This is a genomic window from Burkholderia cepacia, from assembly GCF_001718835.1.
GTDB classification, from domain to species: Bacteria; Pseudomonadota; Gammaproteobacteria; order Burkholderiales; family Burkholderiaceae; genus Burkholderia; species Burkholderia cepacia_F.
In genome coordinates, this window is the sequence record NZ_CP013443.1 from 3,380,370 (window position 1) to 3,393,758 (window position 13,389).

General features: G+C 68.2%; 10 protein-coding genes and 1 pseudogene. 3 read left to right on the forward strand and 8 right to left on the reverse strand.

What is annotated here, in order from left to right; all coding sequences use genetic code 11:
- Positions 1-70 precede the first annotated feature (70 nt).
- The 4 genes from gshB to WT26_RS18835 form a co-directional block, all read right to left on the reverse strand.
- Positions 71-1,027, reverse strand: coding sequence for a glutathione synthase (gshB, locus tag WT26_RS18820; RefSeq protein ID WP_069273503.1), 957 nt, complete (start codon positions 1,025-1,027; stop codon positions 71-73).
- A 26-nt stretch (positions 1,028-1,053) separates the two neighbouring features.
- A complete protein-coding gene (gene gshA, locus WT26_RS18825; protein ID WP_011353295.1) occupies positions 1,054-2,343 on the reverse strand; it encodes a glutamate--cysteine ligase in 1,290 nt (429 codons plus the stop codon).
- Between the two features lie 243 nt (positions 2,344-2,586).
- Positions 2,587-4,110, reverse strand: coding sequence for an ammonium transporter (locus tag WT26_RS18830; RefSeq protein WP_069273504.1), 1,524 nt, complete (start codon positions 4,108-4,110; stop codon positions 2,587-2,589).
- 37 nt (positions 4,111-4,147) lie between these two features.
- A complete protein-coding gene (locus WT26_RS18835) occupies positions 4,148-4,486 on the reverse strand; it encodes a P-II family nitrogen regulator (RefSeq protein ID WP_027789049.1) in 339 nt (112 codons plus the stop codon).
- A gap of 353 nt (positions 4,487-4,839) precedes the next feature.
- On the opposite strand from WT26_RS18835, the gene WT26_RS18840 reads away from it, so the two are divergent.
- A complete protein-coding gene (locus WT26_RS18840; RefSeq protein WP_006398174.1) occupies positions 4,840-5,091 on the forward strand; it encodes an accessory factor UbiK family protein in 252 nt (83 codons plus the stop codon).
- A gap of 217 nt (positions 5,092-5,308) precedes the next feature.
- Positions 5,309-6,865, forward strand: a complete 1,557-nt coding sequence (locus WT26_RS18845; protein WP_069273505.1) for a YifB family Mg chelatase-like AAA ATPase — start codon at positions 5,309-5,311, stop codon at positions 6,863-6,865.
- Positions 6,866-7,199: 334 nt separating this feature from the next.
- Here WT26_RS18845 and WT26_RS18850 read toward each other — a convergent pair whose 3' ends face one another.
- Positions 7,200-7,781 carry a hypothetical protein gene (locus WT26_RS18850; RefSeq protein WP_069273506.1) on the reverse strand — a complete coding sequence of 194 codons (582 nt, stop codon included), beginning with the start codon at positions 7,779-7,781 and terminating at the stop codon, positions 7,200-7,202.
- A gap of 157 nt (positions 7,782-7,938) precedes the next feature.
- On the opposite strand from WT26_RS18850, the gene WT26_RS18855 reads away from it, so the two are divergent.
- On the forward strand, positions 7,939-8,478 hold the full coding sequence (locus tag WT26_RS18855) for a TlpA disulfide reductase family protein (protein ID WP_069273507.1): 540 nt from the start codon (positions 7,939-7,941) through the stop codon (positions 8,476-8,478).
- 123 nt (positions 8,479-8,601) lie between these two features.
- Here the strand turns inward: WT26_RS18855 and WT26_RS18860 are convergent, their stop codons facing one another.
- From WT26_RS18860 to WT26_RS35920, 3 genes and pseudogenes are all read right to left on the reverse strand, one after another.
- Complete coding sequence (locus WT26_RS18860) at positions 8,602-9,957, reverse strand: sigma-54-dependent transcriptional regulator (protein WP_069273508.1); 1,356 nt, start codon at positions 9,955-9,957, stop codon at positions 8,602-8,604.
- A gap of 77 nt (positions 9,958-10,034) precedes the next feature.
- A complete protein-coding gene (locus WT26_RS18865; RefSeq protein WP_069273804.1) occupies positions 10,035-12,059 on the reverse strand; it encodes a sensor histidine kinase in 2,025 nt (674 codons plus the stop codon).
- A gap of 4 nt (positions 12,060-12,063) precedes the next feature.
- Positions 12,064-13,355: pseudogene (locus WT26_RS35920) on the reverse strand (dicarboxylate/amino acid:cation symporter).
- Positions 13,356-13,389 lie beyond the last annotated feature (34 nt).

Below are 13,389 nucleotides of genomic sequence, written 5' to 3' on the forward strand. Positions count from 1 at the left end.
CCTGTCCGGCCGAGCTGCTCCGGCGACGGGGGACCTGCGCGGCCGCCGCCGGGGTTGCGCGGGAGACGGCCTACGCGACCGCACGCTCCAGCGCGTCGATGAACATCGCGGCGACGTCGAAGCCCGTCTGCTCCATGATCTCGCGGAAGCACGTCGGGCTCGTGACGTTCACCTCGGTCAGCCAGTCGCCGATCGCATCGAGGCCGACCAGCAACAGCCCGCGCGCCGCGAGCACGGGCCCGAGCGTTTCGGCGATCTCGCGATCGCGCGCGGTCAGCGGCTGCGCGACCCCGAGCCCGCCCGCCGCGAGATTGCCGCGCACCTCGCTGCCCTGCGGAATCCGCGCGAGCGAATACGGCACCGGCTCGCCGCCGATCAGCAGGATGCGCTTGTCGCCGGCCTTGATCTCGGGGATGAATTTCTGCGCCATCACCGAGCGCGTGCCGTCGTGGCTCAGCATCTCGATGATCGAACCGAGGTTCATGCCGTCCGGCTTCACGCGAAACACGCCCATCCCGCCCATTCCGTCGAGCGGCTTCAGGATCACGTCGCCGTGCTCGGCGTGGAACGCGCGCAGCCGTTTCGCGTCGCGCGTGACGAGCGTCGGCGCGACGAATTGCGGAAACTCGCCGATCGCGAGCTTCTCCGAATGGTCGCGGATCGACTGCGCCTTGTTGAACACGCGCGCGCCGGCGCGCTCGGCCAGCTCGAGCAGCCACGTCGACGTCACGTATTCCATGTCGAACGGCGGATCCTTGCGCATCAGCACCGCGCCGAACGACGTCAGCAGGCGCGACGCGTGCGCGGCCGCCTCGTGCCACGGATGACGGTGCAGGTCGCCCGGGTCGCCGACGAACGTGATGCGCCGCACGTCGGCCTCGACGGCCGACCCCGTCCACGCGAGGTGGTTCGGCTCGCACGCGTACACCGCATGCCCGCGCCGCGCCGCCTCGGCCATCATCGCGTAGGTCGAATCCTTGTAGATCTTGAAGCGCTCGAGCGGGTCGGCGATAAAGAGAATGTCCATGAGGTCCTGTACTTGGCGAAGGTCCGTTACACCTGGATGGCTTCGGGATCGGTCTTTTCCAGTTCGATCGACGACGCGATCAGCGACAGCCGCGCGACGACGCCGTACATGTAGAAACGGTTCGGCGGCGCGGCACCCGGCTTCGCGCCGGCATCCGGCAGCGCCGTGTGCTCGAAGCCGAGCGGCACGTAGTGCATGCCGGGCGCGTTCAGGTTCTGGTCGCGTTCGCGGCCGGCGTGCGTGCGGTAGAAGCCGCCGACCACATAGCGGTCGATCATGTACACGACGGGCTCGGCTACTTCGTCGCCGACGCGCTCGAACGTATACACGCCTTCCTGCACGATCACGTCGCGCACCGCGAGGCCGGCCTTCGACTCGGCCATCTGCGCGCGCTCGGCCTTCGACATCCGGCCGATCTCGGCCGCGTCGTGCACGGTCATCACGCCGCGCCCCGCCGTGCCCGCGTCGGCCTTCACGACGACGTACGGCTTCTCGCTGATCCCGTATTCGCGGTACTTGCGCGCGATCTTCTTCAGCACGCCGTCGATCGCGTCGGCAAGCGCCTGCTCGCCTTCATGCGCCTGCCAGTCGACGCCTTCCACGTGCGCGAAATACGGATTCACCATCCACGGATCGACGCCGACCATCTTCGCGAACTTCTTCGCGACGTCGTCGTAGCACGAGAAGTGCGTCGACTTGCGGCGCACGGCCCAGCCCGCGTGCAGCGGCGGCAGCAGGTACTGCTCGTGCAGGTTTTCCAGCACGGCCGGAATGCCGGCCGACAGGTCGTTGTTCAGCAGGATCGAACACGGATCGAAGTTCTTCAGGCCGAGACGGCGCTGCGAACGCTCGAGCGGCTCGAGCACGATCTTCTGGCCGTCGGCCAGCGTGATCGGCGTCATGTCGGTGATGCTCGGGTCGAGCGAGCCGAAGCGCACGTTCAGGCCGGCCTGACGCATGATCGTCGCGAGGCGCGCGACGTTTTCGAGGTAGAACGCGTTGCGGGTCGGCAGCTCGGGAATCACGAGCAGGTTCTTCGCGTCCGGGCAGATCTTCTCGATCGCGGCCATCGCAGCCTGCACGGCAAGCGGCAGCACTTCGGACGGCAGGTTGTTGAACGCGCCGGGAAACAGGTTCGCGTCGACGGGCGCCAGCTTGAAGCCGGCATTGCGCAGGTCCACCGAACAATAGAACGGCGGGGTGTGTTCCTGCCATTCGAGCCTGAACCAGCGTTCGATCGCAGGTGTCGCGTCGAGGATCTTCTGCTCGAGCTCGAGCAGCGGACCGTTCAACGCCGTAACGAGGTGGGGAACCATGAATCACTCGCGAGCGGGAGAATGAAGATTGTAGAGCAATTGCCTTGCCCATTTGGGGATTGTTCCCGGCTTCACAAGGATATGCAGGAAGTTTTCGGCTATTGACCCGATAGAGTGAAGGGTTATCCGCTACGGCAGTGCGTGACAGGAGAAAAAAAGCCCGCCGGGTAGGCGGGCCGAAGTCGCTGCGCTCATTCGGAGCGGGCGCCGTCGTCGCGGCGGCCCGCCGTTGATTCGTGTGACTTATTCCACGTGCTCGCCGTGCAGGATCACGTCGAGACCTTCGCGCTCTTCCTCTTCGGTCACGCGCAGGCCGATCGTCAGGTCGATCAGCTTCAGCAGCACGAAGCTCAGCACGCCGCTGTAGACCAGCGTGATCAGCACGCCCTTCGCCTGCAGCAGCAGGCTGCCGTCGGCGCCGCCGATGTCCTTGACCGCGAACACCCCCGTCAGCAGCGCGCCGAGAATCCCGCCGATGCCATGCACGCCGAACGCGTCGAGCGAATCGTCGTAGCCGAGCTTCGACTTGAGCCAGGTCGCCGACCAGAAGCAGACGACGCCGGCGGCGATGCCGATCACCAGTGCGCCCGCCACGCCGACGAAACCGGCGGCCGGCGTGATCGCCACGAGACCCGCGACCGCGCCCGACACGATGCCGAGCACCGACGGCTTGCCCTTCGCGATCCACTCGGCGAACATCCAGCCGAGCGCCGCGCAGGCGGTCGCCACTTGCGTGGTCAGCATCGCGAAGCCGGCACGGCCGTCAGCGGCGACCGCGGAGCCCGCGTTGAAGCCGAACCAGCCGACCCACAGCATCGAGCCGCCGATCATCGTCAGCACGAGGTTGTGCGGCGCCATCGATTCGCGGCCGTAGCCGACGCGCTTGCCGAGCACGAGGCACGACACGAGGCCCGCGATACCGGCGTTGATGTGCACCACCGTGCCGCCCGCGAAGTCGAGCACGCCGTCGGCCGACAGCCAGCCGGTCGGCTCCCACACCATGTGCGCGACCGGCACGTAGACGATCAGCGACCAGAGCGTCATGAACACGAGCATCGCCGAGAACTTCATGCGATCGGCGAACGCGCCGCAGATCAGCGCCGGCGTGATGATCGCGAACGTCATCTGGTAGACGAAGTAGACCGATTCCGGAATCGTCGTCGCGAGATGGCTGACGGTCAGCGTCGTCGCCTTGTCGCCCTTGATGTAGTTCATGCCGTGCAGGAACGCGCGCGACAGGCCGCCGATGAAGCCGTTGCCCGGCGTGAACGCGAGGCTGTAGCCGACCACCGTCCACAGCACCGTGATCACCGCGGTGATCGCGAAGCTCTGCATCACGGTCGCGAGCACGTTCTTCTTGCGGACCATGCCCGCGTAGAACAGCGCGAGGCCGGGGATCGTCATGAACAGCACGAGCGCGGTCGACGTCAGCATCCATGCGGTGTCGCCCGCGCTGATCTTCGACGAATCGACCGAGAACGGTGCGGTCGGCGCAGCCGGCGCGGCCGGTGCGGACGCGGCGGCGGCGGCCGATGCGTCGGCGGCGCCCGAAGCCGGCGCGGTCGCTGCCGCCGAAGCGGCGGCCTCCGACGCAGCCGGCGCCGAAGCGGCCGGGGCGGCCGGGGCGGCGGCGGCGGCCGAAGCGTCGGCCGGAGCCGACGCAGCCGGCGCGGAAGCGGCCGACGCCGCGTCGTCGGCGAGCGCGGAGCCGACGCCTGCCGCGATCAGCGAGCCGGCCATCAGCAGGGACATCAGAAGTTTGCGCATCTTGGGTTTCCTCTTGTCGCTTGTCTTGTCTGTTCTGTTACAGCGCGTCTGCGCCCGTCTCCCCGGTGCGAATCCGGATCACCTGTTCGATCGCCGTGACGAAGATCTTCCCGTCGCCGATCTTGCCGGTGCGCGCGGCCCGCTCGATCGCCTCGACCGCCTGGTCGACGAGATCGTCGGACACCGCTGCCTCGATCTTCATCTTCGGCAGGAAATCGACCACGTATTCGGCGCCGCGATACAGCTCGGTGTGCCCCTTCTGGCGGCCGAACCCTTTTACCTCGGTCACCGTGATGCCCGAGACGCCAAGCGCCGACAGCGCCTCGCGCGTCTCATCGAGCTTGAACGGCTTGATGATTGCGGTAATGAGTTTCATGAAGTCCTCTCGCTGAGTTGTCCCGTCGAATTGGTTGGAATGTTGTAACGGACTCTTCTCAGCAACTCGCATGCCATGTGCGTCCGGGTGACGCATTGCGCCGCGCGGCGACGGCCGTTTCCTGCGCGAAAAGACGTCGAAGCCCGGCCGAATGGCCAACGCGGGCCGGTTTGCTGGCGCGGCGAAAGGAACGTTGCTAGAGTGCACGCACGTCCCGGGATGCAGGGACTTTCACCCATGCCGGCGCCATGCCCGGAATTCGCGCCCCCGGCGCACCATTTCCGGTCACGCGTGCATCATGGGCACGTACGCAACTGAAGATGCACATTTTTTGTGCAAGGAAGGGGAATCACATGAAGCAACCCAGCGACGTTTTCAACGATCTGCAGTCGCGCGTCAGCGATCTGCTGAAAAACTCGCCGGCCAAGGACGTCGAGCGCAACGTGAAGGCCATGCTGTCGCAAGGCTTTTCGAAACTCGACCTCGTCACGCGCGAGGAATTCGACACGCAGGCGCAAGTGCTGGCCCGCACCCGTGTGCGCCTCGAGGAACTCGAAAAGCGCGTCGCCGAACTCGAGCAGAAGCTCGCCGCTTCTCAGGCGTAATTTCTCAGGCGTAATTTCGCAGGCCCGATTTCGCGGGCCTGATCAAGGGGCATGGCGAACAGGCCGCGTGCCGCGGCCCGCTCGCCAGCGTCGCCCTGACATGTAGTACTCACGTCGTTCTTTGTTCCGCGCCTCGCCGGCACGCGCGCACCGATTCCTCCCTTTCCCGCGGCAGGCGGCCCGACCCGCTGCCCGACCGCTCAACAGGAGCCTCGCCATGTCGCTCGCCGTGGTGCGCAGTCGCGCGCCCGCCTCCGGCCGTGCGCCGGACGTCACCGTCGAAGTCCATCTCGCCAACGGGCTGCCGTCGTTCTCGATCGTCGGCCTGCCCGATCTCGAGGTCCGCGAAAGCCGCGAGCGCGTGCGTGCCGCGCTGCAGAACTGCGGCTTCGAATTCCCCGTGCGCCGCATCACCGTCAACCTCGCGCCGGCCGACCTGCCGAAGGAGTCGGGGCGGTTCGACCTGCCGATCGCGCTCGGCATCCTCGCCGCGAACGGCCAGATCCCCGCCGACGCGCTGGCCGGCCGCGAATTCGCGGGTGAACTGTCGCTGACGGGCGCGCTGCGGCCGATGCGCGGTGCGTTCGCGATGGCGTGCGGCGTAGCGCGGGACCGGCATGTCGAAGGCGGCGCGTTGGCCGAGCCGTCCCGCGACCCGGAGCTGTACCTGCCGCTCGCCAGCGCCGCCGAGGCGGCGCTCGTGCCGGGCGTCACCGTGTTCGGTGCGCCGGACCTGCCCGCGCTGTGCGCCCACCTCGCCGGGGCGCCCGACGGACGGCTCGCGCCTGTCTGCGCGCCGCAACTCGACGCCCGGCCGGCGTCGGCCGCCCCCGATCTCGCCGACGTGGTCGGCCAGCGCGGTGCCCGCCGCGCGCTGGAAGTCGCGGCCGCGGGCGGCCATCACATGCTGATGGTCGGGCCGCCGGGTGCCGGCAAGTCGATGCTGGCCGCACGGCTGCCGGGCCTCCTGCCGCCGCTGACCGACGACGAGGCGCTGACGTCGGCGGCGCTCCTCTCCGCGAGCCGCCTCGGCTTCTCGCCCGCGCAATGGCGGCAGCGGCCGTTTCGCACGCCGCATCATTCGTCGAGCGCCGCCGCGCTGGTGGGCGGCCGCAACCCGCCGCAACCGGGCGAAATCACGCTCGCCCATCTCGGCGTGCTGTTTCTCGACGAACTCCCGGAATTCGACCGGCACGTACTCGAAATGCTGCGCGAGCCGCTGGAAGCCGGCCGCATCACGATCTCGCGCGCGGCGCAGCAGGCCGACTTCCCGGCCGCATGCCAGCTGATCGCCGCGATGAATCCCTGCCCGTGCGGCTGGCACGGCGATCCGTCCGGCCGCTGCCGCTGCACGCCGGACGTCGCCGCGCGCTACCTGCGCAAGCTGTCGGGGCCGCTCGTCGATCGCATCGACATCCAGATCGACCTGCCCGCGCTGTCGCCGGCCGAACTCGCGTCGCGCGCGACGGCGCCCGGCGAGCCGAGTGCCGCGGTGGCCGCACGGGTCGCACACGCGCGTGCGCTGCAGCTCGACCGGCAAGGCAAGACGAACCACATGCTGAGCGGCCGCGAGACCGACGATCTCTGCCGGCCGACCGACGAAGGCGAGCGGCTGCTGCGCGAGGCCGGCGAGCGTTTCGGCTGGTCGGCGCGCGCGTATTACCGTGTGCTGAAGGTCGCGCGGACGATCGCCGACCTGGCCGGCGACCCGCTGCCGACGGCCGCGCAGATCGCCGAGGCGATCCGCTACCGGCGCGCGCTGACGGCGCTGTGAGTGCCCTCGGAGGACAAAATCTGGCTGTCAAGACTTGACTTATGCACAATTCCACAAATCCGGCCCCGGATTGCGTCGTGACGGGCAATACTTGATACGCGGTTCGCATGCCATTGTTTTGATTGACTTTTCTTGAACGGCAAGCCGCTGCTCAAGCAGGCCGGAAGGCCGCCCGGCGCGGGCGGGCGGCAGATTCGGGCAACTTTTCAACAAAGTTATCCACATGCGCTGTGGATAGTCGAAAAAACCTCGCAAAATCCGGCGACTAGCGCCGAAAGTTGCGAACGAACTTTCAGTCGGCGAAGACGCTCCGAGGCGCCCTCGCCCGCCGTGTTCAGTCGAGCTTGAACGACCCGAAAAACTGGTCGAGCTGCTCCTGGGCAAGCGGCCCGTCGGCGATCACGACGGCCTGGTACGCATGCCGGCCGCGCGCGGCCAGCCGTGCGACGATCGTCTTGCGCGCGCGATCGCCGCCGGCGGCCGCGCCCGCGATGCGCAGCTCGAGCCCGTTCACCGCGCCGCCGGACGCAAGCGGCACCGGCACCGCAGCCGTCTGCGGCGCGCCGTCGAGGTTGCGCGACAGCCCGGTGCGCAGGAACTCGAGCGCCGCGCGGCGCGTGTCGTCGCTGTCGTCCGGCAGCGTCAGCGTGCCGACCGCGAACACCGCACCGTCCACGTGCGCGGCCTGCATCCGCATCGGCATCGACGCGCCGCCGATCGCCACCGGCTGCTGCTCGACGGTCGGCTTCGCCGGCAGGTCGACCGTGTAGCCGGCGTCGTTGTGCAGCGTGCGCCAGTCGTACGACGGCGAGCACGCGGCCAGCGCGACGCTCATGCACGCGAGCGCGGCGAAGTGCCGCAGCGGACGGAAACGACGAAAAAGGGGGCGCAACGAATCGGTGACTTCCTTCGGCATGACGCGGATCGAAGCAGGCAAAGCGTGCATTATCCGTCGAACGGCCATCCGCGAATGCGCGGCGGCCTCCGGTGCGCGCGCCGCATTCGCGCTAAAATGAGCGCCGAATTTCGACCGCGATGTCCTGCGCCGTCGACCGACTCCGAGAGCCCCGCAGATGAACTCCACGCCTCCCACCCAGGGCCGCCGCGCCAGCCCGATGCGCTATGTCGCGGCCGTCGTCGTCGTGGCGGCGATCGCCGTTGCCGGCTTCTTCGCGTTCAACGGCAAGTCCACCGTGCCGGACGCCACGTTCACGCTGCTGTCGGGCCAGAAGGTCTCGACCGCAGGCGACCTGAAAGGCAAGGTCTATCTCGTGAACTTCTGGGCGACGAGCTGCGCGACCTGCATGCAGGAAATGCCGCAGATGGTCGATACCTATAATCGCTTCAAGGGTCAGGGGCTGGAATTCGTCGCGGTCGCGATGAACTACGATCCGCCGATGTACGTCGCGAACTATGCGCAGACGCGCCAGCTGCCGTTCAAGGTCGCGCTCGACGACGGCAGCGTCGCAAAGCAGTTCGGCAACGTGCAGCTCACGCCGACGACCTTCGTCGTCGACAAGGACGGCAAGATCCTGAAGCGCTATGTCGGCGCACCGCAGTTCGCGGAGCTCGACGCGCTGCTCAAGAAGGCACTCGACAGCAACGCGGCCTGAGCGCCCGCCCGATACCGGCCGACAGGCGCGCAATGCGCGCGTCGCCGCAAGCAGGGCCCCAACACGGACCGCATGACCGGACAGCACCGGGTTCCGCGGTCCGTTTTCGTTTCAGCGGTCCTTTCAGCGGTCTGTTTCGCCTTTCGCCGACAGCCCGTAGCGTTTCATCTTCTCGTACAGCGTCGCCTTGCCGACATGCAGCCGGTCGGCCGTCGCGGCGACCGCACCGCCCGTCTGGTTCAGCGCCTCGGCGATCACCGCGCGCTCGAATTGCTCGATGCGCTCCTTCAGCGTCTGCTCGTTGTCGACGTCGCTGCCGTTCGCGCCGGTCTCCTGCGACATGTCGGCCACGCCGAGCACGAAGCGGTCGGCCGCGTTGCGCAGCTCGCGCACGTTGCCGGGCCAGTCGCGCTGCATCAGGCTCGCGCGCTGCCGGTCGGTCAGCACCGGCGCGGGCCGCGCGTAACGCACGGCCGCATCGAGCATGAAGTGCTCGAACAGCGGCACGATGTCCTCGCGGCGCTCGGCAAGCGGCGGCAGCGCGATCGTCACGACGTTGAGCCGGTACAGCAGGTCGCGCCGGAACGTGCCGGCCGCGACGAGCTCGCTCATGTCGCCCTTCGCGGCCGCGACGACGCGGCAGTTCACGCGGATCGGCTGGTTCGAGCCGAGCCGCTCCAGCACGCCGTCCTGCAGCACGCGCAGCAGCTTCACCTGCAGCGCGAGCGGCATGCTTTCGATTTCATCGAGGAACAAGGTGCCGCCGGATGCGTACTCGAGCTTGCCGACCCGGCGCTTCGCGGCGCCGGTGAACGCGCCGGGCTCGTAGCCGAACATCTCCGATTCGAACATCGGCTCGGGCAGCGCGCCGCAGTTCACCGCGATGAACGGCTTGTCGCGGCGCGGCGACAGCTCGTGCAGGCTGCGCGCGATCAGTTCCTTGCCGGCACCCGTGTCGCCGTTGATCAGCACCGACGCGTCGGTCGGCGCGACGTTCGCGATCAGCTTGCGCACCTGCTCGATCGCGGGGCTGCGACCGATGATGCGCGGCGCGACGACGTTCTGCCCGGCGAGCTCGCGCCGCAGCGCGTGGTTCTCGAGCACGAGCTCGCGCCGCTCGAGCGCACGGCGCACCGTCTCGATCAGGCGCTCGGCCGCGAACGGTTTTTCGATGAAGTCGTACGCGCCGTCGCGCATCGCCTGCACGGCCATCGAGATGTCGCCGTGCCCGGTGACGAGGATCACGGGCACGTCGGGCACGCGCTCGCGGCACTGCGCGAGCACGTCGAGCCCGCTCGCGCCCGGCAGCCGGATGTCGCTGACGATCGCGCCGGCGGTATCCGCGACGATCGCCTTCTCGGCTGCCTCGGCCGACTCGAAGCCGGCGACGTCGAACCCCGCCAGCTGAAGGCTCTGCACGCTTGCCCGGCGAACGAGCGCATCGTCTTCGATATAGATCACTTGCAGGCGGTTGGCCATCGTACTCACTTGCTCCTGATGGGCGGGCGCGGGTCGCTTCACGCCGATTGCCGGTCGATTCGGCGCGCGGGAGGCGGCTAGCGCGAGCCCGCCGGCTCGGACACGGAGTCCGGATGATGCGTGCGGGCGCGCCGCAGCGTCAAGACGAACAGCGCACCGCCCGACGGCGCGTTGCGTGCGGTCAGCGCACCGCCCGCGTCGCTCGCGATCGACGACGAGATCGCGAGCCCGAGCCCGAGCCCGCGCCCCATTTCCTTGGTCGTGAAAAACGGCTCGAACAGGCGCGGCAGCAGGTCGGGCGCGATGCCGCTGCCGTTGTCGCGCACCTCGACCGCGAGCGTCGCCGCCGACACCGCGATCGTCACCTCGATCCGTGGAGCGGCCGTCCGAGGGGCGCCCCCCGCCGCGACCGCGTCGAGCGCGTTGCCGAGCAGGTTGATCAGCACCTGTTCGAGGCGCAGGTCCTCGCAGCGCGCGACGAGCTCCGGATGGTCGTTCGCGAGATCGAGCGGCGCGTCCCGCACGGGCGACACCGCGTCATCCCGCAGCGTCAGCACCAGCTCGACGCCGCGCAGGCGCTCGTCGAGCAACGACAGCACGCTGCGCAGCGCGCGCACGACGAGCGCCTGCTCGTTGCGCGGCTTCGCGCGGCCGACGAACAGCTTCAGCTGGTTCGTGATCTTGCCCATCCGCTCCGTGAGCGCGGCGATCGCCTCGAGGTTCTCGCGCGCGGCCGCCTGCTCGCCGCGATCGAGCAGCACACGCGTGTTGTCCGAAAAACTGCGCAGCGCCGCGAGCGGCTGGTTCAGTTCGTGCGTGATGCCTGCCGCCATCTGGCCAAGCGCGGCGAGCTTGCTCGCCTGGATCAGTTCGTCGTGCGCGGCGCGCAGTTCCTGTTCCGCGCGGATCCGGTCGCCGACCTCCTTCTGCAGTTGCTCGTTCGCTTCCGACAGGTCGGCCGTGCGCTCCTCGACGCGCCGGTTCAACTCCGCGTACGCCTGCTGTAATAGCGCGCGGCCTCGAATCATTTCGCGCACGCGCGCACGGCGCATCCGCCAGTAGAACGCGAGCAGCGCGACCGACACGAAGCCGAAGCCCGTGACGATCGTCGCGTTGCGCGCGTCGGCGTCGACGGGCGCGATCGGCGCCAGCGTGACGAGCAGCCAGTCTGGCTCGCCGATCCGGCGCTTGGTCGCGAGGTAGCGCGGCGCGCGCAGGCCCGCGCCGAGACGCACGATCTCCGCATCGGGGCCCAGCACCTGCTCGATGCGCAGCGGCAACGGCGTGACAGGCTGCTGCGCGTACTGGCGCGTCTCGTAGATCGACGCGGCAACGGGCCCCGTCAGCGGCCGCAGCGTGTGGTACTTCCACGCGGGCACCGACGACAGGAACACGACGCCGTGGTCGTCCGCGACGACGAGCGGCTCGGACGCATCGGCGCCCTGGAACCATTCGAGATTGAGCTTCACGACGACGACGCCCGCGATCCTGCCGTCGCGCCACACGGGCTGCGAGATGTAGTAGCCGGGATCGCGCGAGATCGTGCCGATCCCGAAGAAGCGGCCGACCTGACCGTTCATCGCATCGAGGAAATACGGGCGGAAGCGGTATTCGATCCCGACGAAGCTGTCGGGTGCGCGCCAGTTGCTGGCGGCGACACACAGCCCGTCCGCGCCGATCACGTAGGTGACGGTCGCGTGCGCGTGTTCGTTGAGGTCTTCGAGATAGCGGTTGACGCGTGCGGTGTAGTCGGCGCGCTTCGGCTCGGCGAGCAGGTCCTGCACGTACGGATGGCTGCCGAGCAGATAAGGCAGCGATTCATAGCGGTCGAGCGTGCTCTTGAGCGCGTTGGTGGTGCGGTCGACGCGCACCGCGGCGTTGCGCTGCAACTCTGCGACGCCGCGCCGCCAGGTGATCGTCCACGTCAGCGTGCACGCCGCGGCGAGCGCGGCGGCAAGCACGACGAGAATGAGCAGGCGGCGCGTCACGGTCGAGGCTTCCTGGCGATGCGGATCGCCTATTGTGTCATAGGCCTCCACCTGCCCGCCCTGGCCGCCGCGGGCCGCACCGCCCGCGGGCGATGCTGCCGCCTGCTCCTTCATGACGTCAGACGCCGGCCGTCTCGGTCGGCGTGTGACTTCGCCGCCGCCCTTCAGCGCCTGGCGCAGCTTGTTGCGGTCGAGTTCCTTTTCCCACGCCGACACGACGACCGTCGCGACGCCGTTGCCGACGATGTTGGTCAGCGCGCGGCATTCGCTCATGAAGCGGTCGATGCCGAGGATCAGCACCATGCCCGACAGCGGGATCGTCGGCACGACGGCGAGCGTCGCGGCGAGCGTGATGAAGCCCGCGCCCGTGACGCCGCTCGCGCCCTTCGACGTCAGCATCGCGACGGCCAGCAGCGTGAGCTGCTGCATCCACGTCAGTTCGATGTTGGTCGCCTGCGCGATGAACAGCACGGCCATCGTCATGTAGATGTTGGTGCCGTCGAGGTTGAACGAATAGCCGGTCGGCACGACGAGGCCGACGACCGAACGCGAGCAGCCGGCCTTCTCGAGCTTTTCCATCAGCTGCGGCAGCGCGGCTTCCGACGAGCTCGTGCCGAGCACGATCAGCAGCTCTTCCTTGATGTACGACACGAAGCGGATGATCGAGAAGCCCGTGACGCGGGCGATCGTGCCGAGCACGACGAGCACGAACACGACCGACGTCAGGTAGAACGTGCCGATCAGCTTGAGCAACGGCACCAGCGAGCCGACGCCGTACTTGCCGATCGTGAACGCCATCGCGCCGAACGCGCCGATCGGTGCCAGCTTCGTGACGATGTGCACGATGCCGAACAGCACGCGCGTGAGCCCGTCGATGAAGTCGGTGACGACCTTGCCGCGCTCGCCGAGGTGCGCGAGCACGCTGCCGAACAGCAGTGCGATCAGCAGGATCTGCAGGATCTCGCCCTGCGCGAACGCATCGACCATCGTGTTCGGGATGATGTGCATCAGGAAGTCGACCGTCGACTGCCCGTGCGCCTTCGCCGCGTATGACGCGACGGCCTTGCCGTCGAGCGTCGCCGGATCGATGTTGAAGCCGACGCCCGGACGCAGGATGTGCGTGGCCGCGAGGCCGAGCACCAGCGCGAAGGTCGACACGATCTCGAAGTACAGGAGTGCCTTGCCGCCGACGCGGCCCACCTTCTTCATGTCCTCCATGCCGGCGATGCCGGTGACGACCGTACAGAAGATGATCGGGCCGATGACCATCTTGATCAGCTTGATGAAGCCGTCGCCGAGCGGCTTCATGTCGGTGGCGAGCGCCGGGTAGTAGTGGCCGAGGATCACGCCGACGATGATGGCGAAGATCACCTGCACATAGAGCACTTTGTAGAAGGGTTTCTTCTTCACGATGGTTCCTGCTGAAGTAGATGAGCCGGTGGAA